Annotated in this window: 21 protein-coding genes; 8 read left to right on the top strand and 13 right to left on the bottom strand. The window is 62.7% G+C overall.

Annotation, left to right across the window (positions count from 1 at the left end; genetic code table 11):
- Positions 1-9: 9 nt before the first annotated feature.
- The 10 genes from PU133_RS01905 to PU133_RS01860 form a co-directional block, all read right to left on the bottom strand.
- Complete coding sequence (locus PU133_RS01905) at positions 10-1,407, bottom strand: HlyD family efflux transporter periplasmic adaptor subunit (protein WP_404863279.1); 1,398 nt, start codon at positions 1,405-1,407, stop codon at positions 10-12.
- A gap of 370 nt (positions 1,408-1,777) precedes the next feature.
- Positions 1,778-3,259, bottom strand: coding sequence for an MmgE/PrpD family protein (locus tag PU133_RS01900; protein WP_404863278.1), 1,482 nt, complete (start codon positions 3,257-3,259; stop codon positions 1,778-1,780).
- A 51-nt stretch (positions 3,260-3,310) separates the two neighbouring features.
- Complete coding sequence (locus PU133_RS01895; RefSeq protein ID WP_404863277.1) at positions 3,311-4,480, bottom strand: mandelate racemase/muconate lactonizing enzyme family protein; 1,170 nt, start codon at positions 4,478-4,480, stop codon at positions 3,311-3,313.
- On the bottom strand, positions 4,477-5,520 hold the full coding sequence (locus tag PU133_RS01890; protein ID WP_404863276.1) for an AbrB family transcriptional regulator: 1,044 nt from the start codon (positions 5,518-5,520) through the stop codon (positions 4,477-4,479). The genes PU133_RS01895 and PU133_RS01890 overlap by 4 nt, the downstream gene beginning before the upstream one ends.
- A complete protein-coding gene (locus PU133_RS01885; RefSeq protein ID WP_126007186.1) occupies positions 5,517-6,272 on the bottom strand; it encodes an SDR family NAD(P)-dependent oxidoreductase in 756 nt (251 codons plus the stop codon). The genes PU133_RS01890 and PU133_RS01885 overlap by 4 nt, the downstream gene beginning before the upstream one ends.
- A complete protein-coding gene (locus tag PU133_RS01880; RefSeq protein ID WP_404863275.1) occupies positions 6,269-7,642 on the bottom strand; it encodes an MmgE/PrpD family protein in 1,374 nt (457 codons plus the stop codon). Before PU133_RS01880 ends, PU133_RS01885 begins: the two co-directional genes overlap by 4 nt.
- A 5-nt stretch (positions 7,643-7,647) precedes the next feature.
- Positions 7,648-9,150: a tripartite tricarboxylate transporter permease gene (locus PU133_RS01875; RefSeq protein WP_404863274.1), complete on the bottom strand. Its 1,503-nt coding sequence runs from the start codon at positions 9,148-9,150 to the stop codon at positions 7,648-7,650.
- Positions 9,151-9,172: 22 nt separating this feature from the next.
- The gene (locus PU133_RS01870; protein ID WP_404863273.1) at positions 9,173-9,664 is read right to left on the bottom strand and encodes a tripartite tricarboxylate transporter TctB family protein; all 492 of its coding nucleotides are present in this window, start codon (positions 9,662-9,664) and stop codon (positions 9,173-9,175) included.
- Positions 9,665-9,742: 78 nt separating this feature from the next.
- The gene (locus tag PU133_RS01865) at positions 9,743-10,693 is read right to left on the bottom strand and encodes a tripartite tricarboxylate transporter substrate binding protein (protein WP_126007178.1); all 951 of its coding nucleotides are present in this window, start codon (positions 10,691-10,693) and stop codon (positions 9,743-9,745) included.
- A gap of 155 nt (positions 10,694-10,848) precedes the next feature.
- Positions 10,849-11,964: a mandelate racemase/muconate lactonizing enzyme family protein gene (locus tag PU133_RS01860; protein WP_126007176.1), complete on the bottom strand. Its 1,116-nt coding sequence runs from the start codon at positions 11,962-11,964 to the stop codon at positions 10,849-10,851.
- A gap of 82 nt (positions 11,965-12,046) precedes the next feature.
- Between PU133_RS01860 and PU133_RS01855 the strand changes: the two genes are divergently transcribed.
- Both PU133_RS01855 and PU133_RS01850 read left to right on the top strand, forming a co-directional pair.
- On the top strand, positions 12,047-12,994 hold the full coding sequence (locus PU133_RS01855) for an alpha/beta fold hydrolase (protein ID WP_245451400.1): 948 nt from the start codon (positions 12,047-12,049) through the stop codon (positions 12,992-12,994).
- Positions 12,991-14,613 carry a rhodanese-like domain-containing protein gene (locus PU133_RS01850; protein WP_404863272.1) on the top strand — a complete coding sequence of 541 codons (1,623 nt, stop codon included), beginning with the start codon at positions 12,991-12,993 and terminating at the stop codon, positions 14,611-14,613. Before PU133_RS01855 ends, PU133_RS01850 begins: the two co-directional genes overlap by 4 nt.
- A 156-nt stretch (positions 14,614-14,769) precedes the next feature.
- On the opposite strand, the gene PU133_RS01845 is transcribed toward PU133_RS01850, so the two are convergent.
- From PU133_RS01845 to PU133_RS01835, 3 genes are all read right to left on the bottom strand, one after another.
- Positions 14,770-16,308 carry a tripartite tricarboxylate transporter permease gene (locus PU133_RS01845; RefSeq protein ID WP_126007172.1) on the bottom strand — a complete coding sequence of 513 codons (1,539 nt, stop codon included), beginning with the start codon at positions 16,306-16,308 and terminating at the stop codon, positions 14,770-14,772.
- A 10-nt stretch (positions 16,309-16,318) separates the two neighbouring features.
- The gene (locus PU133_RS01840; protein ID WP_126007170.1) at positions 16,319-16,786 is read right to left on the bottom strand and encodes a tripartite tricarboxylate transporter TctB family protein; all 468 of its coding nucleotides are present in this window, start codon (positions 16,784-16,786) and stop codon (positions 16,319-16,321) included.
- 69 nt (positions 16,787-16,855) lie between these two features.
- Positions 16,856-17,857, bottom strand: a complete 1,002-nt coding sequence (locus PU133_RS01835) for a tripartite tricarboxylate transporter substrate binding protein (protein ID WP_126007168.1) — start codon at positions 17,855-17,857, stop codon at positions 16,856-16,858.
- Between the two features lie 361 nt (positions 17,858-18,218).
- On the opposite strand from PU133_RS01835, the gene PU133_RS01830 reads away from it, so the two are divergent.
- From PU133_RS01830 to PU133_RS01805, 6 genes are all read left to right on the top strand, one after another.
- Complete coding sequence (locus PU133_RS01830; RefSeq protein WP_404863271.1) at positions 18,219-19,643, top strand: MmgE/PrpD family protein; 1,425 nt, start codon at positions 18,219-18,221, stop codon at positions 19,641-19,643.
- Between the two features lie 31 nt (positions 19,644-19,674).
- Complete coding sequence (locus tag PU133_RS01825) at positions 19,675-20,802, top strand: AbrB family transcriptional regulator (protein WP_404863270.1); 1,128 nt, start codon at positions 19,675-19,677, stop codon at positions 20,800-20,802.
- Complete coding sequence (locus tag PU133_RS01820) at positions 20,786-21,577, top strand: SDR family NAD(P)-dependent oxidoreductase (protein WP_404863269.1); 792 nt, start codon at positions 20,786-20,788, stop codon at positions 21,575-21,577. The genes PU133_RS01825 and PU133_RS01820 overlap by 17 nt, the downstream gene beginning before the upstream one ends.
- A 76-nt stretch (positions 21,578-21,653) precedes the next feature.
- Complete coding sequence (locus PU133_RS01815; protein WP_126007162.1) at positions 21,654-23,054, top strand: MmgE/PrpD family protein; 1,401 nt, start codon at positions 21,654-21,656, stop codon at positions 23,052-23,054.
- The gene (locus tag PU133_RS01810) at positions 23,051-24,154 is read left to right on the top strand and encodes an isocitrate/isopropylmalate dehydrogenase family protein (protein ID WP_404863268.1); all 1,104 of its coding nucleotides are present in this window, start codon (positions 23,051-23,053) and stop codon (positions 24,152-24,154) included. The genes PU133_RS01815 and PU133_RS01810 overlap by 4 nt, the downstream gene beginning before the upstream one ends.
- Complete coding sequence (locus PU133_RS01805) at positions 24,141-25,199, top strand: tartrate dehydrogenase (RefSeq protein WP_404863267.1); 1,059 nt, start codon at positions 24,141-24,143, stop codon at positions 25,197-25,199. The genes PU133_RS01810 and PU133_RS01805 overlap by 14 nt, the downstream gene beginning before the upstream one ends.
- The last annotated feature ends 26 nt before the right edge of the window (positions 25,200-25,225 follow it).

The raw sequence follows: 25,225 nt of genomic DNA, 5'->3' as shown, positions 1-25,225 counted from the left end.
GTCATCGCCTCAGTAGGTGACGCGTGCAACGGTAGCGGTGGTGGCGTCCTGTGGGTCGTCGGATGCCTGCGCGGTGCTCAAAACGGTGTCGAGGCCGAGATAGGGACCGACAAGTGCCGCCACGTCCGTGGAGTAGCGCACCAGCTTTTCGATCATCGGCTCGCCGAGCGAAACGACGACGTCCTCGCCGACATGACAGCCGAAGAACTTGGACTGATCGGTCTCGACGAGACCGGCGCCCTCGCCGTCTTCGGCTTCGCTGTCGAGCTCGACGAGCACATAAACCTCGTGCCCTTCCGCTTCCGGAAGCTCTTCGAAATAGCGATCGTCTCCGCCCTTGCCGAAATAGCGCACGATCTTGGAGACGCGGCCGTGGCGCTGTTGGCCGATGCTGCGGATGTTGACGAGCGACGGCGTGCCGATCTCGATATCGGCCACATCGCGGCTCGAATAGACGGCGGCGACGAAGGCTTCGTTGCAATCGAGCGAACGGGCGATCGGCTGGCCCTGTGTCAGGAAGTCGCCATAGGCAGCTTCGACACTGACCACCTGGCCGGATGCTTCGACCTTCACTTCGGCGGCGCCAATGCCGCCAAGACGGTTCTGCTCGCCATCCAGCAACTGCGTCAGTTCAGCCAGCCGGCGCTGCATCTGACTGATTTCGGTTTCCGCTTCTTCCACGTCCACGGCAAGCGTCTTGCGTTGCAGTTCCAGCGACAAGATGTTGGTCGCGCTCTGCCCGCCGGTGAAGATACCCTGTTCGAAGAGCGAGCGCAGCAGCTCCTGCCGCTTCAGTTCGCCCTGGGCACCTTGCAACTCGAATTCGGCAGCCGCCTTTTGCTGAAGCAGTGGAGCTATGCTTTCGGGCTTGATGACGCCGCGGTCGAGCAGGGTCTGCTGGCGGTCGACGAGGGCTTGTTGCTCGTTCACCTTCGCCTGGAAATACTGCACGTTCGAGTTGGCGCTTTCGACGATGGAAGCAAGTTCTTCGAGCGCTCCGCGTTTGACGTCGGCGATCTGCACGTCGATCAGTGTCAGGCGGTCGCGGCGCTGATCGAGCGCCGCCAGTTCGTTGTTCAGCCGTTCCTCGATGTCGAGCTTTTCCAACCGCAGGCCGACCACGGAGGTCTGGTCCTGGTTCGGGTTCGACATGACGGCGGCGACGAAGCCAGGCTGGACTGCAGCCCCGACTTCAAGCCGGATATCGTCGATGCGCCCGTAGATCGGCGAAGTGATGAGGTTGACGGGAGCGTTCACCACCGCCTTTTCGGAGACGATGAAGAACTGGTTGGGGATCATGGCGAACGCCATGGTTGAAACCAGCGCTCCAGCGAAGATGAAGCCGAAAGCACGCGCGACACCTAAAACGCGGTGGTCGGACATCGCTCCGATTTGAGGACTCGTCATATCTTTCAATCTCCGTCTCGAATCATCCGAGGCCAATTGAAAGGCGTTTCCAGGCGGGACCTCTTGGCGGGTCTGAGCAGCAGCGCTCCGCTTCTCGCGAGCTATTAATCGTTCTTTAACTTGCGGTAAAGCGGACCAAGGTCTGACTATACAAAGAATTTATGCAATCGCCGATTGCTGCCATGTATCGATCATGTACTGCTAGCTTTATATCGGGTGCAATAAGTGCGTTTTGTTGCAATAAAAGGCACTTTCTGATGATTTATTGTGCGGCAGGCGGCGTCTGCCGCAGACCGCTAGAACATAACGCCAGTGGCCCGGCAAATGAAATATCAGCCGGGCCAATCGTCACACTTCAACTTTTGCTGGTCTAGCGCGTGGCGTTCCAGTCGAGCAGGTCGAAGATCGCTCCGACATCCGTGCTGTTCTCCAGCGACCAGACGGTGCCGAACACCCGCTGCATCCGTGCCTCGTCGATGAGGCCTTCGGCGCAGTCGCGGAACTTGCCTTCGAGCTCCGTATCGGAGAGCGGATTGTGTGGGCTGCCCCGATAGTTCTCGTCCGCCCAACGCTCGATGACCCGGCCATCGGTCGTCGTGACTTCGATCTTCGAGCGGATGCGATCCCAGCCCATATCCTCGATGGATTGATCGAACTCGGTCTCGATGCGGGCCTGCATGTCCTGTGAGGCTGCCGATGACACGAACTCGTCGGTGAATTCCGCCTTGCCGGCACGACCGGCGAGAATGATCGCCGTCAAAAGGAACGCGAAGGAGAACTTTCCCTCGAGTTCGGTGCGCGCAATGCGAAAGCGGATCGGGCCGAGAACGTTGCTGCCTGCCTTGAGTTTCACGGACTGGACGTCTTTCGCCTCAAGCCCGTTCTCGCGCATCAGGAACAGAAGTGCATCCATGCTCGGGTGGGTGAGCACGCCCGACGGGTATGGCTTGATCGAGACGCCGGGGTTTTCCATCGTGTGGGGCTTGCCGAACTTGTCGTTCACCAGTGCCGGTTCACCACCGGGCCCGGCAATTGCAAGATAGCCCCAGCGACCGTCGAGCGCTTCCGGATTGGCCGAAAAGCCATGCCGCACGAGAAGAGCCGCTGTGATGCCGTTTTCGGCGGCTCGGCCGACATGCATCGGCTTGGTCATCGTGCCGAAGCCAGCTCGAATGCCCGACGCCATGGAAGCGGCGACACCGAGCGTCTTCGCCACGTCTTCCTCGTTCATGCCGAGCATCTTGGCTGCAGCCGCAGCGGCCGCGAAGGTGCCGATCGTGCCGGACGTATGGAAGCCGCGCATGTAGTGGTCCGGGTTGATCGCCTCGGCGATCTTGCAGCCCACCTCGAAGCCAGCCGTGAAGGACGTCAGGAACGTCTTGCCGTCGACCGGTGTGCCCGTTTCGCCGGCGACGAGGTCCGCCATGGTGAGCGCCGCAACCAGCGGCGGCATGGTCGGATGCATCAGGAGGCCATACGGTCGGCCTGGACCTTCGGCGAGTTGCGTGTCGTCCCAGTCCATCGCGTGGCCGGCAGTTGCGCTCCAAAGTGCGGCAAGGTGCGCTGGCACCTTGCGTGAAGCGTTGCCGATGAGCCGCGCCTGTGGCGTACCGCCGAGGCTGTCGATATAGGCGCCAAGCGGGGCCATGCCCGGCTGCTCGGAGCCAGCCAGCGCGACGGCGAGACCATCGAGAACGCAACGCCGCGCGATGCGCAGCGTCTCATCGCTGAGATCCTCGAAGCGATGGTTGGCGACGAATGATGCGGCGGCTTTGGTCAGGCCGGCCAGATGCGCATGCGGATCGGCGCTCTGGGCAGCCTGCGTGTCAGGCTTGCGCGCGGGGGTGCTCATGGGGTTCCTCCCTTATTCTGACGTCTTGTGATGTGCGGTCAAGTCGCCCGCTCAGGTGTTGGTGGCGTCACGCATCGCCTTGATCAGCGCCGAGTTCTGCTCGAAGCCGATGCCCGGTGCGTCCGGCAGACCGACGCGGCCGTTCTCGACCTTGATGCCGTCGGCAAAGCCGCAGAACGGCTTGAACACTTCCGGATAGCTTTCATTGCCGCCGAGCTTCAGGCCGGCTGCGATGTTCAGCGACAGCTGGTGCCCGCCATGGGGCACGCAGTTGCGGCTGGAGAAGCCTTCCTTGCCGATGGCCTCCAACGTTCGCATGTACTCGACGAGGCCATAGGACAGTGCGCAGTCGAACTGCAGCCAGTCGCGATCCGGGCGCATGCCGCCATAGCGTGCGAGGTTGCGGGCATCCTGGTGCGAGAAGAGGTTTTCGCCGGTCGCCATCGGGCCCGGATAGACCTTCGAGAGCTCGTTCTGGATGTGATAGTCGAGCGGATCGCCGGCCTCTTCGTACCAGAAGAGGTTGTAGGGCTTCATCGCTTCGGCATAGGCAAGCGCGGTTTCCAGGTCGAAGCGTCCATTGGCATCGACTGCGAGATATTTGCCTTCTCCGACCACTTCCAGAACGGCCTCGATGCGGCGGATGTCTTCGTCGAGCGGTGCGCCGCCGATCTTCATCTTCACCACTTCGTAGCCCATGGCCCGGTAGCGGCGCATTTCATCCTGCAACTGGCTGTCGTCCTTGCCGGGATAGTAGTAGCCGCCCGCGGCATAGACGAATACCGAATCGTCATGCGTGCCGTCGCCATAAGTGTCGGCGAGGTGCTTGTAGAGCGGCACGTCGTTGATCTTGGCGACCGCGTCCCAGACGGCCATGTCGACGACGCCGACCGCGACCGAGCGCTCGCCGTGACCGCCGGGCTTCTCGTTGACCATCATCGTCGCCCAGATCTTGTGCGGGTCAAGATTGGTGCCGTCGTCGCGGATCAGGCTTTCGGGAGCGGCTTCGCGCAGGCGCGGCAGGAAACGTTCGTTCAAGAGCCCGCTCGCCGCGTAGCGTCCGTTCGAATTGAAGCCATAGCCGACGACCGGCTTGCCGTCCTTCACTTGGTCCGTCACCACCGCGACGACGCTCGCCGTCATCTTGGAGAAGTCGATGAACGCATTGCGGATGGGCGAGGAGATCGAGACGACCGCTTCGCGGATGTCGACGATTTTCATGGGGTCGGGCCTTTCGTGTTGGCGGCAAAACGGACGAGGAGCGGTGGTGCGATCACGTTGGTGAGGAACGACCGCGTGAACTGGAAACCGGCGACGATCGCCGAAGCAGCGCCGAGCGCCTTGGCCGACGCGATCATTTCGCCGAGCCCGCCCGGTGCGACGCCGAGCGCCAGCGATACGGGTGTTTCATCGACGAAGAGCCGGAGGATGGGAACGAAGCCGAAGATCATGATCGCGATCAGCCCGCCGCTGCAGATGATGGCGGCGAGTGCTGCGCGCGGCACCCGGGCGAAATCTTCCTTTTTCAGCCGCGCACCCAGCGAAAAACCGATGAGGATCTGCGCCACGACCAGCACGCCCCATGGCATCTGGGCGATCGAAATATCAAGCGAGGCAAGCACGATGCCGACGGCCATCGGCATGATGACCCAAGGGTTGAGGACGCCGAGTTTGGATGTGACGATGGAGAGCACGAGTCCGCCGATGAGGCAGGCAAATAGGGCCAAGACGCTGGCCGATGGATCGATGGTGGCTTGGATGGCGCTCCGGTCGATCCCGAAGAGAAACGGCACCAGCACGACGATCATGACGACGCGCAGCGTGTGAACGACCATGACCACGTCGGCCTGCGCGCCGGTTTCGCGCGCAAGAGAGGCCATTTCCGACATCCCCGCCGGAAGGGTCGACAAAAGCGCGCTCTTGCGATCGACATTGGCGATCTTTGCCAGCGGAAAGGCCAGCAGCACGCCGAGCGCGTTGGCGACGATGGCAGCAGCCACCATCGCCGGCAGGTAGGAAAGCAGCTCACCCAGAATGTCCGGCGTGAGCACGGCGGCCGTTGCTGCCCCGATCAGGAGCTGCCCCAGCCGCCGCATGTATTTCGTCTTGCCGCCGAGCCCGATCGTGTTTGCGTAGATCGCGCTACCCGCCATCGCTCCCAAAATCCAGGCCAGCGGGATCCCCGTGAGCGACGCGAGCCACCCGCAGATGGCCGAGGCGAGGATGCCCCCCGCGAGCTGCAGGTTGGCGGAAAGGGTCATGAAAGGTAGGTGCCACCGTTTACATGCAGCGTTTCGCCGGTGATGTAGCGTCCGGCTGGTCCGGCAAGATAGGCGACGGCTTCGGCCACGTCTTCCGGTGTGCCCCGGCGCCCGACCAGCGTCTTGCGCGTATCGTGATGTTTCGGCGCCGCGCCATCGTTAGAAACGCGCTTCGTATCGATCAGGCCCGGCGCCACGCAGTTGGCGGTGATGCCCTTCGGTGACAGTTCGTGCGCCATGGCCTTGGTGAGCCCGACGACGCCCGCTTTCGCGGTGATGACATGGGCGCGGTGCGCAGCACCGGTGTGTCCGGTCAAGCCGCCGAGATTGATGATCGCCGCCTGGTCGCTCGCTTCGAGATGCGGCAGTGCTGCCTGGCTGACGAGGAACACCGCATCGAGCGCAACGCCCATCACCTGCCGCCAATCGGCAAAGGTGATGTCGCCGAAGGCCGCTTCGGGCCGGATTGCTGCATTGTTGACCACGATGTCCAAGCGGCCGAAGGCAGCGGCTGCATCGGCGACGACGCTGCGTGCCGTTTCAGGGTCGGACAGATCGCCGGAAAGCAGCTCAGCCTTGCGCCCGAGCGCTTCCACGGCGGCGACGGTTTCGGCGCCGGCATTGGTGTCGCGCGCAACATGCACGACGATGTCGGCACCACGCGAGGCGAGCGCGACCGCGATCGCGCGGCCGATGTTGCGCGAGGCGCCGGTGACGAGCGCGACGCGCCCCTTCAGGTCTTCAGTGGTCATTTCGCAAGCTCCACAATCAGTTCGTATCCACCCTTCATCGCGCCGATTTCATTGCAGGCGCTGAGCAGGGCTTCGGCATCCTCGTGGCCGCCAAAGGCGACGTTGGCACGGAACTTCCCATCGATCTCTTCGCGCGTCAGGGGCTCTTCCGAACCGCCGCGCATATGGCCCTGATCGGCCTCCTCGATGCTGCCGTCCTCGTATTCGATCCGCACATGCCCGGTGTAGGCGGCCGGGTAGGGATTGTTCGGGTCGATCTCGAAATCGACGAGAGCGCAAAGCCGCAGAAGTTCGGCATCCTGGATGGCATCATCCGTAAAATCGCCGAGATCGGCATGGCCGCGGGCAAGACCGAGCGCGACGCCGAAGGGTGTCGAAAACTTCGCCGCATAGGCCGTCGGCGGGCGACGCTTCAGTTCGATCGGCTCCCAGAGGCGGTGCACGATGCCTTCGGCCGTCTTGCAGACGATCCGCTTGATGCCGTCGAGCTTCACGTTCTTTGCGCGCAGCTTCATGGCGGCGTCGATATAGGGCTGCACCATCGTGCCGCACGGGTAGGGCTTGAAGGTGATCGTATCCATCACGAAGGTCTCGCCGAGCCCCTCGAACAGCTTGTCGGTCTTCGGCTCGATCGACGGTGCGAACGTCTTGAACGCACCATGGGTGCCTTCGAAGACCATGCGCGGGCCGAAGAAGCCGGCCTCGGCCATCGCGAAGGACCGCAGCGCCGATTGCGCCGACCAGCCCGGATGCATGCGTTTGGTCCAGCTGCCGTCGCCGAGATACTCGATGATGCCGGACGCGGTGGAGCCGGCGATGCCGAGAGCGTTGACGATCGTCTTCTCGTCGGCGCCACGTGCAACCGCGATTCCGAAGGTGGCAGCGAAGGTGCCGAGAACCGCGGTCGGATGGAAGCCTGCCTTGTGCACTGCCTTCGGCAGCGTCAGCGCCAGCCGGCAGAGCAGTTCCGTGCCGGCTGCGATGCCCAGCATCACCCGGTCGTTTCCGAGCTTGTATTTCTGCGCGGCGGCGAGCAGTGCGGGAACGATGACGACGCCCGAATGCACCGGTCCGCCCTCGAACGTGTCGTCGAAATCCTCGCCATGCGCGGCCGTGCCATTGATCAGCGCCGCACTCGATGCCGACACCCGCTCGCCATGACCGATCACGATGTGGTCACCCGGCTCCGACGCCGCCTTAGTCGCGGCGACATAGTCCGTGTGCCGCGCGGCGACGCAGAGCCCGACGATGTCGACGAGAATGTCCCGGCTCTTGGTGCGTGTTGCGTCAGACAGGCTTTCGGGGCTCATCGAGACGCCCCAGGCGGCGAGCCGCTCGGAGACGGATTTGGTCGGTGTGTCGTGCTTCATGGGTATCAGCTTTCGGAAACGGTCTTGGGCTTGCGGAAGAAGGCGTCGTAGACGTGCTTGCCGATCGAGCCGGCAATGAACAGGAAGGCGAGCAGCAGAAGGCTGAGCGAAATCCGGTCATCGACGAAGATCATGTAATCGTCGCCCGACAGCACCAGCGAACGCCGGAAATTGCTTTCCACCAGATAGCCGAGCACAAGGCCGAGCACGGTCGGCAGGAACGGGAAACGCAGCATGCGCATGAAGAAACCGAGCACGCCGGCTGCGAGCATGATGCCGAGATCGAAGGTCTCGTTGTGGATCGAGTAGATGCCCGACAGGATCAGCGCCAGGATGAAGGCATTGAGATAGGGCCGCGGCCGGTTCACGAGCCAGATGCAGACCGGCAGCATGAGGAAGCCCATGATGACCATGCCGATAATAGCTGCGAAAAGGCCGGCATAGAGCCCGTAGACCACTTCGCCGGAGCGCTCGAACAGCATGGGGCCGGGCACGATGCCATGGATCAGGAAGCCGCCGAGCAGGATGGCGGTGGAGTTCGACCCTGGAATGCCGAAGGAGAGCAGCGGGACGAGCGCGGTTTCGGCAACGGTGTTGTTTGCGGTTTCCGGTGCGGCGATGCCCTCCGGTGAACCCTTGCCGAATTCTTCCGGATGTTTAGACCAGCGACGCGCCTCGTTGTACGCCATGAAGGAGGCGATCGTACCGCCGGCGCCGGGCATGACGCCTTCGAAGGTGCCGATGCCGTTGCCGATCATCTGCGCCGGGAACAGGCGCTTCGTCAGCTTCCAGTCCGGAAACTGAATGCGCGGCCGCGACGTCACGCGCTCATCGGCGCCGCGCTTGGATGCCTGGATGAGAAGTTCGCTCATGGCGAAGAGTCCCACCATGATCATCACCGGCTCGATGCCGCCGAGCAGTTCAGAGGAGCCGAAGGTAAAGCGGGTGCCACCGGTGACGGGATCGCTGCCGATGGTTGCGATCATCAGGCCGAGAATGGCGGCAATGAAACCTTTGATCAGGTTTTCGCCGGACAGTGTCGCAATGACGGACAAGCCGAGAATGCCGAGCGCAAAGTAGGCCATCGGCGTGAAATTGAGCGCCACCAGCGCCAATGGCCCGGAAAGTGCCATGAGCATGGCGAGACCGAACATGCTGCCGTAGAAGCCTGAGATCAGCGAAATGCCGAGGGCGAGCCCCGCCTTGCCCTGCTTGTTCATCTCGTAGCCGTCGATGACGGTCGCGGCAGCGGCGTTAGTGCCTGGCGTGCGAATCAGGATGGCGGGAACCGAGCCGCCATATTCGGCGCCGATATAGGTTGAGGCGAGCAGCACGATCGCGCCGGTCGGGTCCATCGTGTAGGTGAACGGCAGCAACAGGGCCATCGTGATAGATGGCGATATCCCCGGCAGCGCACCGCCCATGATGCCCCAGGTGACGCCTGCCAGCGCGGCGAGAAGAATGTGCCAATCCAGAAGATAGGCAGCCGTGAGTGCGATCGTTTCCATGGTCAGTCGTCCTTAATCGCTCTCAAAGCCCGAGCGGCGCGAGCACGCCGGCCGGCATGCGCACGCCCAGCAGGGTGACGAACATCGCGTAGAGGAAGACGGCTCCGAAGAGGCCGATACCGATTAGGCGGCCCGAGAAGCCGGCGCCGAGATAAAGCGCGGTCGTGATGATCAGAAGTCCGATGGACATCAGATAGCCGACGCTTTCGACGATGAAGATATAGCCCATCGCGATCACGAGCAGTCCGAACGCGTAGGCGATCTTGCGCCCCTGTCCTTCCCACTCGCCCTTGGCGGGCTCGGCTCCAGCCGGTGCGGCAAGCCTTCGCGCGAAAACGCCTTGTATGATCAGGACCGCTCCCAAGCCGACGAGCAGCCATCCGTAGATGCGCGGCAGGCCACCGGGACCCATGCTGTCGTCCAGCGCGCTGACGCGTAGCTGATAGGCGAAGTACAGGTAAACGGCACCGATCACGATGGTCGCGACACCACCGACGAAATCTCGGGTCAACATGACGGTCTCACACCCTGGAAGCAGGAACTGGAAAAAAGAACGGCGCCCCGAAAGGCGCCGCTCCAAAAGCCAAATGGCTTATTCGATGACGCCTGTATCTTTCAGGAACGTCGACGTTTCGGTGCCGAATTGTTCGATGAAGGCGACATAGTCGTCATGGCCGATGAACTCGGCGCGAAGGTTGTTGGCTTCGTAAGCCGCCTTGTATTCTTCGTCCTCGAGCACGGCCTGCGTGGCGGCTTCCCATGCTGCGACGACGTCGTCCGGCAGACCCTGCGGGCCTGCAAGGCCGCGGAACTTGCGGACGATCACGTCGTAGCCGCTTTCAGCAACCGTCGGCAGGTCCGGGAATGCGTCGAGCCGCTCGTCGCTGAACGTGGCGAGCAGGCGAAGTTCGCCGGCTTCGAGCTGTGACTGGATTTCCTGCACTTCGCCGACGCCGATCTGCAGCGTGCCGTTCAGCACATTGATCATCAGATCGCCGCCGCCTTCATGAGTCACGACGGCCGCATTGACGTCGGCAGCAGCCTTCAGCTGTTCCAGCGCCTGGCGCTCCAGCGATGCCGGGTTCGCCGCGCCCCACTGGCCGCGACCGTCGCGGGCATACTGAATGACGTCTTCGAGTGTCTCGAACTCGCTGTCGGCAGCCGTATAGATGACTTCCGGGTCGATGAAGAAGTTCACCAGCGGCTCGAGATCCGTGTACTTGTACTCCGGATCGGAAAGCAGCGACGTGTAGATGAAGGTCGGCGTCGTGGCATAGAAGATCGAGCCGTCCGCCGGGGCCTGTGCAAGCCGCGCCATGGCCGATGCACCCGAACCACCGCTGACATTCTCGACGATCACATTGGCGCCGAGATAGGGCGCGAGATAGCGCGACAGTTCGCGCAGGAACACGTCGCTGCCGCCGCCGGGGCTGGAGTGCGTGATGAGCGTTACCGTGTCGACGGGGTATTCCTGTGCCTGAACGGCTGCGCCGCTCAGGATGAACGCGGCGCTGGCCGCCGCGTAAAGTGGCAGTCGTGTCATGACAATCCTCCCAGAGTGCCGACGGACATGGATCGTCCGTCGGACGAAGCCGTTCTTGGCAGGTCTTCGGGATCACCCTCTACAGTCGCCCAAAGCCTGGCGGAGACTAGGCCCCGCAATTGTTAAGTGTCAACAATTTATTTCGGCCAGAGCAATCAGTCGAGCGCGACCCGCGTCTCGCGGAACGCATCCTCGTTTAGAGTAAGGCCGAGGCCCGGCCGCTCGGGGATCTTGATCATGCCGTTCACCGGCTTCGGCGCATCGGTGAACATCATCTCGCCGACGGCGACCATGCCCAGATGCCACTCCACAATCCAGCCATTCATCATGCCGGCAAGCAGATGCATGTTGAACAAGGGCCAGCCGCCGCCATTGGCGATCGGCATGTTGTAGATCTGCGCGAGGTGGGCGATTTTGCGCGCCTCTGTATAGCCGCCGCAATAGGTCACGTTCGGCTGCAGGATGTCGAGCGACTGGTGCTCGACGAATTCGCGCACGCGCCAGCGATGGCCTTCCATCTGGCCGGCAGCGATGGGAATCTTCGTGTGTCGACGCAGATCGCCAAGCGCGCGCGCATCGTTCTGCGTCAGCGGCTCCTCGAACCAGGTGATCCCGCAGTCCTCGATCTCACGGCAGAGATATTTGGCCTCGACCGGGTTGAAGAGGTAATTGGCGTCGATCATCAGGTCGATCTCGGAACCGACGGCATCACGGATCGCCTTCACGCGGCGCGCATCCTCGCGCCAGCCGCCCTTGTCGACCGCAACGACCGATTTCAGGGCCTTGAAGCCGTTCGAGACATGCAATTTGGCGGCTTCACCGAGAAGATCGATGTCGTATTGCGGGAAGCCGAAGGTGACGTAGCAGGGCACCTCGGTGCGGGCGCCGCCGAGCATCGCGGCAATCGAGCGGCCTTCCTTCTTGCCGATGATGTCCCAGAGCGCGATGTCGAGGCACGACAGCGCCATCGAGATCGTGCCGCTCATGGCGCGCGGGTTGAGCTTCTGCCAGACGCGCTGATGGATCTTTTCGAGATCGCGGACGTCCATGCCTTTCACGCAAGGCAGGATGTGTTTCTCCAGCGCCACGATCACCGCTCGCGAAAGGAAATGTCCCGTCAGGCCGTAGCCGACGATGCCTTCATCGGTCTCCACCTGGCAAAAGACGAAGTGCGTCTGCTCCTCGCGGCCGTACCCTTCGACGCGACCCTCGAGAAGCGGAATCTCGATCGAGAAACCGTGCAGGCTGGCTTTGATGTCTTGAATGATCATGACGCACCTCCCTTTGTCATCTGCGCCATTGTCTAGCCGACTTCATTATTGTAGACAATCGACAAAATGGGAGGAAGTGATCATGAATCAGGATGTTTTGCCGACGCTCGTCCAGTCGAACCGCTTGATGGAGGGATTCCGCGTCGAGAAGGTAAAGACGCGAGGCGCAGAAATTCATGTTGCCATCGGTGGCGAGGGGCCGCCGCTGCTTCTGATCCACGGCAATCCCCTGACGCATGTCAGCTGGCACAAGGTCGCGCCGACGCTCGCCAAGTCCTTCACCGTGATCGCCCCCGACCTTCGCGGCTACGGCGACAGCTCAAAACCCGATGGCGGGGAGGATCACGCGGCTTACACGTTCCGCGCCATGGGCGAGGACAATTTCGATGTCATGGACCATTTCGGCTTCGACAGTTTCCAGATCGCCGGGCATGATCGTGGCGCCCGCGTCGGCTTCCGCATGGCGCTCGACCAGCCGCAGCGCGTGGAGCGTCTCTGTGCGCTCGACATCGTGCCGACGCATCATGTGCTGACCAATGTCTCCATGGGCTGGGGCCTGGAGAGCTATCACTGGTTCTTCATGGCGCAGAAGGCGCCGTTCCCGGAGCGGCTGATCTGCGCCGATCTCGACTATTACATCCACTACAAGCTCAACAAGAAGGGTGTCGGCCTCGAGATATTCACCAAGGAGGCGATGGCGGAGTATGTGCGCTGCACGACGCCGGAGCAGATCCATTCGGTCTGCGAGGACTACCGCGCGACAGTGACGCTCGATCTCGCGATGGACACGGCCGAATACGGCAAGCGCAAGATCGAGTGCCCGGTGATGGTCATCTGGGGCACGAACAGCCATTGCGGCCGCCACTTCAAGCCGGTCGAGGCCTGGAGCGAGTGGGCCGACGATGTCATGGGCTTCGGCGTGCCGACGGGCCACTATCCGGCAGAGCATAGGCCGGACATCATCTATCCGCTGTTCTTCGACTTCTTCACAGGCCGCAAGCCGCACTACGAGCCGGAAAGCGCCGCATGAGGTCAGGCACCGTCAAGCGCCTCGGCGCGGAAGAAGCGCGTCGACAAATTCACGGCCCGGGTGAAATTGCCTTCCTCGACGTGCGCGAAGCGGGGCAGTTCGGCGAGGGGCACGCGCTCTTCGCCATCCCCTGCGCCTATTCCCGGCTTGAAGCCCGCGTACCCGATCTCGTACCGCGCCACACCGCACCGATCGTCATTGTCGATGACGGCGACGGCATAGCGGAACGCGCCGGCGCGCGGCTTATGGACATGGGCTACAGCGATGTCGCCCTGATTGAAGGCGGCATGCCCGCCTGGGCGGCGGCCGGCTTCCCCGTCTACAAAGGAGTCAACGTTCCCTCCAAGGTGCTCGGCGAAATTGCCGAGGACGTGTGGCACCCGAAAATGCTGAAACCGGAAGACCTTGCTGCCTGGAAGGCCGAGGATCGCCCGTTCCGGTTTTACGACGCACGGCCGCCCGTTGAATATGCTAAGATGCGCGTGCCGGGCGCCGAGTGCCTGCCGAACGGCGAACTCGCGCATCGGCTCCCCGCCATCGCCGAAGGTAAAACACCAATCGTCATCACCTGCGCCGGCCGCACCCGCGGCATCATCGGCGCGATCGGCGTGATGCTTGTCGGCCACGCAGGACCGGTCATGGCGCTTGAAAATGGCACCCAGGGTTGGGCGCTCTCCGGCGGCAAGCTGGAGCGTGGGAACAGCGCGGCGCCTTATCCTGAGCTCACAGATGCCCAGCGCGAGAAGAGCCGCGAAACCGCTATGGCGCTTGCCGGCACATATGGATTGGAAATTGCCGATCCGGTTCGCGTCGAAGCGCTTCTCGCGGAGCCCGAAGCGACGACGTACCTGCTCGATGTCCGCTCGACCGAAGAAGCCAAGGCCGATCCGATCTCGGGAAGCGTCCATGCCCTTTCGGGCCAGCTGGTTCAGGCCACGGATCAATGGGTGGCGGTGCGCAATGCGCGCATTATCCTCCTGGACGATGGCGGCATGCGTGCCGCACTGGCGGCTTTCTGGCTGCATCAGCTTGGCTACGAGCCCTACATCTGCCTGCTCGACGAAGCGATGCGCGCAACGCTCAAGCGCCTCAATTCGTTGGAAGCGTTCAAGGCCCGCCCCAAATCTCCTAAGCCGCCGCCGCTGACGACCATCGATCCGGTGCGCGCTCGATATTGCGTGGCTTTGGGCGAGGCGATCCTCGTCGACATGCGCGGCTCGCTCGATTACCGCAAGGCCCATGTCGAGGGCGCACGCTGGCTGGTCCGCCCGCGCGCAGAACGCCTGGCGACGGCACTCGCCGGCAAAAGCGCCTATCTCGTTGCGGATGACATCCAAGCCGCCGCTTGGGCTGCGGAGGATCTGCGCAAGGCAGGTGTGAAGGATGTCAGCGTCATCGAAGGCGGCCATGCGGCGTTAGTGAAAGCCGGCGCGTCTGTTGTTGGAACGCCGGACGAACCGTCGGATGCAGACGCCATCGACCATCTCTTCTTCGTGCACGACCGCCACGACGACAATCTGGAAGCCTCGCGCCGCTATCTCGCATGGGAGACTGGCCTGATCGCGCAGATGGACGATGTCGAGAAGGCGGCCTACCGCATCACCTCGCCAAACGCCTGAAGCCCCGTTTTCGGTTCTCCCAACCCGCCGCAGGATGCAGTCCGCGGCGGGTTTTTCGTGCGCTGTTCTTGCCGACAGAAACAAAAAACCCGGCCGTCGAAACGGCCGGGTGGAGAAGGGCGCGCCGGGGTCGGGCGCGCCGGCAGAGTTGAAAGATCAGCTTGCTTCGGATGCCGATCGCGATTCGGAGTTTTCGGCAGCCTGCTTCAGCTTCTTGCGCTTGGAGACCGCCTGCATGATGATCGAGCCGATCATCAGCGCGAAGATCAGAAGCGCCCACGGGCGTTCCAGACCGTAGCTGATGAAGTCACCGCCGCTGATCTGGTTCGTGCGCAGCAGATTGCCTTCGAGCAGGCTGCCGAGCAGCAGACCGACGACGGCGGCTGCGACCGGATAGCCGTAGCGCACCATGGCCCAGCCAAGCACCGAGAAGATCCACAGCGTGATCGGCCCCGCCGCACTGCCTTCGATGGCATAGGCACCGAAAGTCGACACGACGAGAACGCTGGGGATCAGGAACCGGAGAGGGACCCGAACCACGTAGCTGGCCACATAGACGAAGCCGAGACCGACGAAGAGCAGGAGGATCGCCTGCGCAAAGTTCGAGAAGATGACCGCGTAGACGATATCCTTGTTGTTGGCGATGAAGCTCGGGCCGCCGACGATGTTGTGCATCGCGAAGGCCGCGAGCAGGATCGCGGTGGCGCCCCCGCCTGGAATGCCGAGCGCCAGCATCGTCGCCATGGCGCCGCCTTCCGACGAGGAGTTCGCGGATTCCGCCGCGATGACGCCCTTGGGGTTGCCCTGGCCGAACGTATCTCCATCCGGTGCATTCCGCTTCGTTTCCGAATAGGAAAGAAGGTTGGAGATCGAAGAGCCGACGCCTGGAATGGCCCCGATCACGACACCGATCACCGAGCCGCGGATGATGATCATCGGATAAGTGAAGGTCAGCTTCAGTCCGTCGACGATCTTCGAGAAACTGATCTTTCGCGAACTCTCGTCTTCGATGAGATAGGTCGTGTTGATCAGTCCGATGAGCTGGCTGGCTGCGAGCAGACCCATCATCGCCGGGATCTGCGGCACGCCGTCCAGCAACCAGGGAACGCCCATGGTGCCACGGATGAAGCCTGCCGTGTTCATGCCGACGGTTCCGAGCAGCACGCCGAAAACGCCGGCCAGCAGACCACGGCTGATGTGAGCACCGGCGAGCGAGCCCAGAAGCAGCATGCCCCAGACGGCCACGGCGAACATTTCCAGCGGGCCGAGCTTGAGCACGACGCTGGACACCGGGGCGATCAGGAAGAAGAGCAAGACGTAGCTGAGCAGGCAGCCGAAGACGGATGACGCGAGCGCAACGCCGAGTGCCTGGTTGTGCTGGCCCTTGCGGGCCATGGGGTAACCGTCGAACGTTGTTGCGACGGCCGAAGATGTTCCGGGAATGCCCATGAGCACCGCGGGAACGGAACCGCCGAAGCCTGCCCCGGTATAGATGGCGGTCAGGAACACGATTGCCGGCAGGAAATCCATGTAGAGCGTGGCCGGCAGCGCGAATGCCATGGCCATGGTGATGGAGATGCCTGGCATTGCGCCGAACACCAGACCGATGACCAGTCCCGGCAGCAGGTAGAGCCAGGCGTTGATGTCGGACGAAAGGAGCGAGAATGCTCCATAGACTGAGGACATTTCGATCATGGCGCCATACTCACAGGATGGTCAGCGGGAACGGGAATGGCGTGATCGTGCCGTATCCATAGATCAGGAAAACGGTGAAGACCGCGCTGAACAGGAGGTTCACCCAGATACGTCGTTCGCCGCAGATGGCCAAAGCGACCACCATGAAGATGAACGTCGCGATGTCGAAGCCGATGGTTTCGAGCGAGAATGCCAGAAAGGCCAAGGCACCGATCAGCGCGAACACGCGCAGGAGATCGCCCGTTGTTTCCTTCGGTAGTTCGTCCTCGTCCGGAGAACCCCTTTGGGGGAAGATGCCGGGCAGCACCAGAGCTGCCAGGATGAGTGCGAGAATGGCGGCTGGCTGCACGAGCAGCAGGTTATTGACGCGCGTGGATACGCCGCGGGCGTCAAGCAGATAGGCAATCACCACGCCAACTATGACGGTCAAGAGCAGCAGGTGGCCCCACACGATCCTCCGTCCCGGTTTGGTGCTCATCGGAATCCTCTCTCTGATACGACTGAGCCGTCCGCAGATGCGGACGGCTCTCGATGAAGTTGCAGATGATTACTGACCCTGGAGCAGGTCGATATACTGCTCCATGACCGCAGAGGTGCGTGCGAGCATCTGGTTGGACTCCTCCGGTCCGTACCAGTCGGTTGCAAGCTGCTGGGTCGTGAGGGCTTCGATTGCTGCCGGATTCTTGGAAGCCGTCTCGATCGCCTGGACGAGGATCTGGAAAACTTCCGGATTGGATTCCTGCATCGAGCCGTGCAGGCCCCAGCCACGCTGCGAGCCGACCACGAAATCAGCTTCGGCGCCGAGCACGTCGGTGACGATCGCGCCTTCCCAATTGTCGCGCTGGCGGCTGTCGAATGTCAGGAGGGGACGGATCTGCTCTGCGAGCGGGAGGAAGCCTTCACCGCCGACAAGGCCAATATCGACGACTCCACCGGCAACGGCGTTACGCGCAGGGCCGCCACCATCATAGGTGACCATACGCGTGGCTGCCATGTCGATGTCGTTCGCTTCGCAAAGGATGCTGAAGTTGACGAGATCTGCAGAGGCCGGCTGGAGGCCGACCGACAGGCTGGTCGGGTCTTCCTTGAGGCGCGAAATCACGTCGTCGATAGTCTGAATGTCGGAATCCGAGCTGCACGCCAGAAGCGTGTAGTCCTGCGAAGGCAGGTTGACCATGTAGAAGTCGTCGAGCGCGAACTGCGCATTCTGCGTCAGGATGTTCAGCGGAAGATAAGGGGCAGCCGAGGTGCACAGGATCGTGTAGCCATCGTCCGGCTGCTGCAGGAAGAAGGTGTGGCCGAGCAGTGCACCAGCGCCGCCGCGGTTGATGATCGTCAGCGGCTGGCCAAGCGCTTCCTGCAGGAAGGGCGCGAATGCGCGTGCGAGACGGTCGTTGTAGCCGCCCGTATCGAACGGCACGACGATGTTGATGGGGCGATCTGGAAAGCTGCCCTGGGCGCGCAGGATCGACGGCATGCCGAGAGCAGCCATCGCCACGCCGCCACCGGCGACTTTCAGAACGTTACGACGAGAAAACTTGGAATTCATTGTTGTCCTCCTGAGCTGTTCCAGCTCTTTGCCTTCAGGGGCCCGGGCCTTATGGTCATCCTCCCAAAGCCGTTCGAGAAGCTATGGCCCCATTAGTCGACTGTCAACAATATTTCAGATTGCGCTGCAATATCGCTTTGACGCGTCGCAACATCAGCACGACAACGACTTTCTACCCCAAGATTGTAGGGTAATGCAGGTGCTCCGGCGGAATGGATACCGCCATCGGCAGGGAACCCGCGTCAAGTTGTTGACAATCGACAGAAACTCACGTTTGTTGCCGCCGAGACCAGATGGGGCTCGGCGGCACCGTCGCGAGCTCCCGGTTCATCCAGGAAATTGCTAGGGAGGACATCTGAAGATGACTGCAGCAGCCGCAAAGACCGCCCCGATCGAGAGCGCGTCGCTCACACTCGAAGTCGCCGAATTCGTCAAGAACGCGAAGCTGGCCGATCTTCCTGCCGTCGTCATCGAAAACGGCAAGAAGTCCATTCTTGATGGCTTTGGCCTGGCGCTGTCCGGTTCTGTGGCGAAGTCCGGCGAATATGTTCGCCAGCATCTCGACGATCTCGGCGCCGGAAGCGGCTCGGCGACTGTCATCGGTTCCAACCGCAAGGTCGCACCGCGTTTTGCCGCTTTCGCAAACGGCGTCGGAATCCATGCTGATGACTACGATGACACCCAGCTCGCTGTCGCCAAGGATCGCGTCTACGGCCTTCTGACGCACCCGACCGCTCCCGCCCTCCCGTCCGCGCTCGCCATGGGCGAGACGCTCGGCTCGACGGGTGCAGACGTCATGCTCGCCTATCACATCGGTGTCGAAGTCGAGTGCAAGATCGCCGAAGCGATCAATCCGCGCCACTATCAGACCGGCTTCCACGCGACGGCCACCTGCGGCACCTATGCATCTGCTTCGGCCGCCGGCCGCCTGATGGGCCTCAATCTCGACCAGCTCCTGCGTGCGCTGTCGATGGCAGGCAGCCAGTCTGCCGGCCTTCGCGAAAACTTCGGCACGATGACCAAGCCGTTCCACGCTGGCCGTTCGTCCGAAAGCGGCATCGTCGCCGCGCAGTTCGCCTCCTATGGCTGGACGGCGGCTCCGACGATTCTCGAAGCACCGCGCGGCTTCTTCTCCGCTGCAGGCGGCGGCTACGATCACAATGCGATTTCCGGCAAGCTCGGCAACCCATGGACCTTCGACAGCCCCGGCGTCTCGATCAAGCCGCATCCGTCGGGTTCGCTGACGCACCCCGGCATGACCGAGATGCTGCGCCTCATCAAGGAGCACGGCATCAAGGCCGCCGACGTCGAGCATGTCCGCATCGGCACCAACCACAACATGCCAAACGCGCTCATCCATCACCGTCCGCAAAACGAGCTGCAGGCCAAGTTCTCCATGGAATTCTGCATGGCGATCCTGCTGCTCGAAGGCCGCGCCGGCTTGAACGAGTTCACCGACGAAGTCGTGCTGCGTGACGACGTCAAGGCGATGATCGAGAAGGTCGATTTCGTGGTCGACGATCGCGCCGAAGCCGCCGGCTACCACCTGATGACGACCTATATCGACATCAAGCTGAAGGATGGCCGCACGATTTCGGGTCTCGCCGATTTCGGCAAGGGCAGCCCGGCCAACCCGATGAGCTACGACGAAGTCGCCGCCAAGTTCCTCGAATGCGCCGAGTTCGCACGCTGGGATCAGGGCAAGGCGAAGGAAGTCGTCGGCGTCGTCGCCGAGTTCGAAAAGCTGTCCGATATCCGCGGACTGATGGCGCTCGTCAGCAACTGACGCTGCCACTCGAACGGACAGGAAGCATCCCGTGCTCGATGCCAGCAAAGACGTGGCGGCGCGTTCCACACCGGGCGGCAAGCCCGGTGTGGTCAAGCGCTATCGCCAGCCGCGCTGGTGGGGCCTGCTCGTCCTGACCTATGCCATCGCGACGGCCGCCGGGTTTCTGGCGGACGTCGTCAACATGCCTCTGCCTTTCATGCTCGGGCCGTTTTTCGCGCTCGCCGCCTTCTCGATCATGGGCTTTGAATCGGCCCTCGTGCCGATGGGCCGTGAACTGGGGCAGGTGGCGATCGGCGTCGCCGTCGGCATGCGTTTCACGCCTGCGGTGCTTGCCACCATGGCAGGCCTGCTGCCGGCCATGATCGCCGGCACGCTTTATGTCATTGCCTTCACAATGGTGGCGGCGTTTCTGTTCAAGCCGCTCGCCAAGGTCGACAACGTCACCGCCTTCTTCGCGACAGCAGCCGGCGGCGTGGCCGACATGGCAACGGTCGCCAAGGAATATGGCGGGGCGGCAGGCTCGGTCGCCGTGGTCCACGCGTTGCGCGTGTCCGGCGTCGTCGCCATCGTGCCGTTCCTCGTCGTGATCTTCGGCGAGCACGGCACCGCGCCCGATGCCGCCTCGGCCGGGTCCAACTGGCTGCTGGTCGGCCTGTCTCTGCTCCTTGGTTATCTGATGGCGCGGCTGCTCAAGCCCACGCCACTGCCGAACCCGTGGCTCGTCGGGCCGATCCTGATGGGCATCATCATCGGCGTGCTCGGTCTTTATACAGTCACCATTCCGCCGACCCTGATCGTCATCGCGCAGATCATGCTCGGCACCTGGCTCGGTTGCCAGTTCAAGCGCGACCTTCTGGCGGCACTGCCGCGCGTCACCTTCGCTGCGGTGCTGGTTTCGATCTTCATGATCGGCTGTGCAGCATTTGGAGCGCTCGTCCTGACGCTGACGACCGACCTGCCGTTCACGACGAGCTTCCTGTCGCTTGCCCCTGCCGCTGTGACCGAAATGGTTCTGACGGCGCAGGTCATGCACCTCGAAGCCGAAGTCGTCACCGCATTCCACGTCTTGAGGATCGCCGTCGTGTCGTCGACCGTGCTCCTCGTGTTCAAGCTGTATCTCAAATTGAAGGGAGGGACCGTTGGACCTTCAGTATAATGGGCGTCGCACGCTCATCGTCGGCGGCAGCTATGGTATTGGCCAGGCGTCGGCATCCTTGATGGTGGGCGAGGGCGCGGATGTCGTCATCGCATCGCGAAGCGCCGACAACCTTGCCGCATCCGCAGCGGCGATCGAAAGCGCCGTCGGCTCGAAGCCCGCAACGCTCGTCTGCGATGTCACGCAGACCGGTTCCGGCGACGAACTGGCCGCTTCCGTCACCGAACGCTGGGGCGCGCTGGACGTGCTGGTCACCGCCGTCGGCGGCTCCATCCGGTCATCCTTCGAGGATCTCACCGACGAGGATTGGCTCGGCAACTACACCTTCAACATCCTCTCCACGGTGCGCGCCATCCGTGCGCTGCTGCCAATTCTGGAGAAGGGCGAGAACCCGGCGATCGTGACGCTCGGCGCTGCGGCCTCCAAGATGCCGTACCAGCATCAGATCGTTTCCAACGTCCACAAGGCCGGCCTGCTCGGCCTGACGAAGACGCTCGCTGCCGAACTCGCCGATCGCAAGATCCGCGTGAACTGCGTTGCACCCGGTCGCACGCTGACGCCGCTCTGGACCAAGCGCGCCGACAAGATGTCGGCCGACGAGGGTCGCTCGCGCGAAGAGGTTCTCAAGGACTTTTCCAAGGACATTCCGCTCGGTCGCTTTGCGACGGCCGAGGAAGTGGCGACGATGGTCGTGTGGCTTGCGAGCCCGCGCGCCAGCTACGTCACCGGGCAAACGATCAATGTCGACGGCGGCATCGCCCGCGGTCTGCTCTAACCGGCGCATTTCGGCGGAGTGGACGCAGGTTCGCCGCCCGGAAGCGCATAAGAACAAAGCTTAGGAGAAAACAACAATGAGCCTGCATCAGGAAGCTGCTCCCGGCACCCCGAAGGTCACCCAGATCCTTGCTGATTGGGTCGTCAACATCAAAGGATCCGACATCCAGCCGGAAGTGCGCCGCGAAGGCCTGCGCACCTTCGTCAACTGGGTCGGCTGCGCCGTCGGCGGTGCGAGCCACGAGACGGCCGACCGTGCGCTTGCCGCCATCGCGCCGTTCTCGGGCAAGGCGACCTCGACGGTCATCGGCCGCACGGAAAAGCTCGATGCGCTGCATGCCGCGCTCGTCAACGGCATCACCTCGCACGTGCTCGACTATGACGACACGCACCTGAAGACGATCATCCACCCTGCCGGCCCCGTCGCCTCGGCACTTCTCGCGCTGGCCGAAACCCGCGAAATCTCCGGCTACGATCTTCTGACTGCACTCATCATCGGCGTCGAAGTCGAGTGCCGCATCGGCAACTCGGTCTATCCGCACCACTATGATCGCGGCTGGCACATCACCGGCACGGCCGGCGTCTTCGGTGCGGCGGCAGCGGTCGGCAAGGTCATTGGCCTCAACGCGCAGCAGATGCGCTGGGCATTCGGTCTTGCAGCCACGCAGTCGTCCGGCTTCCGCGAAATGTTCGGCACCATGACCAAGAGTTTCCACCCCGGCCGCGCCGCCCAGAACGGCATGTTTGCGGCGCTCCTCGCCGAAGCCAACTACGACAGCTCCGAGCGCGCTATCGAAGCGCCCCGCGGCTTCGCCAGCGTCATGTCCGACAAGCAGGATTATTCCGAGATCGTCGACGACCTCGGCACCCGCTGGGAATCGGCACTGAACAGCTACAAGCCGTTTGCCTGCGGCATCGTCATCCACCCGACCATCGACGGCTGCGTGCAGCTGCGCGAAGAGCTTGGCGACGAGAAGATCCGCCAGATCAAGTCGGTCGCTTTGACGACACACCCGCTGGTGCTCGAACTGACCGGCAAGACCGATCCAAAGACGGGCCTGGAGGGCAAGTTCTCCGTCTATCACGCTGCCGCCGCAGCCCTGCTCAAGGGCGATGGCGCACCGACGGCCTTCACGGACGAGCTCGTGCGTGACCCGGAAATCATCGCGCTGCGCGACAAGACCAAGGCGACCGCCGACAAGAACTGCCACGAGGCATCCGTCGACATCCTTGTCACCTTCGAAGACGGATCCACCGTGTCCAAGCATGTGGAACGTGCCATCGGCTCCATGGAAGTGCCGCTCACGGATCAGCAGATCGATCACAAGTTCACGGTTCAGTCGGCGCTCGTCGTCGGCGATGCCGTAACGAAGAAACTCCTCGAGACATCCTGGAAGCTGGAAGAGCTGAAGGATGCCGCCGAAGTCGCACGCGCCAGCGTTCCCGGCTCGGCTGAAGCAAAGGCAGCAGCAGAATGAGTGACGTGCAGAAGAAGTCATCCCTCCGCATCGGTATCCTGGAAGGGGACGACATCGGCCACGAAGTGGTGCCGGCTTCGGTCGAGATCGCCAAGGCGGCCGCAGCCGCCTCCGGCATGCAGATCGAGTGGGTCGACGTGCCGATCGGCCGTCGGGCGCTCGATACGCACGGCCACACGATGCCGGAAGGCACGCTGGAAACGCTGGGTCAGCTCGATGGCTTCATCCTCGGCCCGATCGGCCACCGCGAATATCCGAAGGTGCCGGAAGCCATCAATCCGCATCCGATCCTGCGCAAGCGCTTCGATCTCTTCGCGAACGTGCGCCCGACACGGTCCTTCCCGGGCATCGGCTGCCTGCATGACGACATCGACATGGTCATCGTGCGCGAGAACAACGAAGGCTTTCAGCCCGACCGCAACGTCGTGATGGGCTCCGGCGAGTTCCGCCCGACCCATGACGTCACCATCTCGGTGCGCGTCATCACGGTCGAGGGGTCGTCCAAGGTTGCCCGTGCGGCCTTCGAGATCGCCCGCTCGCGCCGCAAGAAGCTGACGCTCGTGCACAAGAACACGGTCTACAAGCTCGGCTGCGGCATGTTCGTCGACAGCTGCTACCAGGTCGCCAAGGACTTCCCGGACGTCGAGGTGAACGAGGTGATCGTCGATACGATGGCGATGCGCCTCGTGCGCGATCCGCAGAGCTTCGACACGATCGTCACCACCAACATGTTCGGTGATATCCTGACGGACGAAGCGGCCGGTCTCGTCGGCGGTCTCGGCATGGCGCCGGGCCTCTGCATCGGTCGCGGCTCGATCGCGATGGCGCAGGCCACCCACGGCTCCGCGCCGGACATCGCCGGCAAGGGCATCGCCAATCCTTTCGCGATGATCGAATCCACCCGCATGCTGTTCGACTGGATGGGCCACCACCACAAGATCGATGCGGCGCTTGAGATGTCGCGCATCATGAAGGTCGGCATCGACCAGGCGCTGTCCGATCCTGCCACCCGCACGCCGGATATTCGCGGCACGGGTACCCAGCGCCAGATGATCGACGGCATTTTGAAGGGCATGGGAGAGGCGCATGCGCACGCATAAGATCGCAGCGATCGGCGGCGACGGCGTCGGGCCGGAGGTCATCGAAGCCGGTGTCGCCGTCATCGAGAAGCTGGCGAAGAGCGAAGGGTTTTTGGTTGAGGTCACGCGCTTCGACTGGGGCTCCGACTACTATCGTCGCACCGGTGAGATGATGCCGAAGGATGGCGTCGAACAGCTGAAAGCCTTCGACACCATCTATTTCGGCGCCGTTGGCGACCCGAACATTCCCGATCACATCACGCTTTGGGAATTGCGGCTCGCCATCTGCCAGGGACTCGACCAATACGCCAATGTGCGGCCGACAAAGCTGCTCGGCGGCACGGTCGGTCCGCTGCGTAAGGAGCTCGGCGAGCAGATCGACTGGGTGATCGTGCGTGAAAACTCCGAAGGCGAATATGCCGGCGTCGGCGGTCGTGCCCATTCGGGACTGCCGATCGAGGTCGCGATGGATGTCGCGATCTTTACCCGCGCCGGTGTCGAACGCATCTGCCGCTTCGCCTGCGAAACGGCGATGGCGCGGCCGCGCAAGCGGCTGACTGTGGTGACCAAGTCGAACGCGCAGCGTCACGGCATGGTGCTGTGGGACGAAGTCTGCCGCGATGTTCTGAAGGAATTTCCAGAGCTCGACGTCGACTGGAAACTCGTCGACGCCATGGCCGCCATGATGGTGACGAAGCCCGGCAATTTCGATACGATCCTCGCCACGAACCTCCATGCCGACATCCTGTCCGATCTTGCTTCGGCACTGACGGGCAGTCTCGGTAATGGGGCGACCGGCAACATCGATCCGTCGGCCAAGAGCCCGTCCATGTTCGAACCGATCCACGGTTCGGCCTTCGACATCATGGGCAAGGGCATCGCCAACCCGATTGGTGCGTTCTGGACCGGCGCGATGATGCTCGAGCATCTGGGCGAAAAGGCCGCAGCGGACAAGCTGATGGCGGCGATCGAGGCGATCAGTGCATCGGGACCGTTCACGCCGGACATGGGTGGCCAGGCCAATACGAAGGCGGTCACGGAAGCGTTACTGGAGGCGCTCGGCTGACAGCCGGCTGCGATATCAGTTGCAGC

The organism is Georhizobium sp. MAB10, assembly GCF_045012825.1.
GTDB lineage: Bacteria > Pseudomonadota > Alphaproteobacteria > Rhizobiales > Rhizobiaceae > Georhizobium > Georhizobium profundi.
Note: the sequence above shows the minus strand (reverse complement) of the source record. Positions and strands in the feature narration are given on the sequence as shown.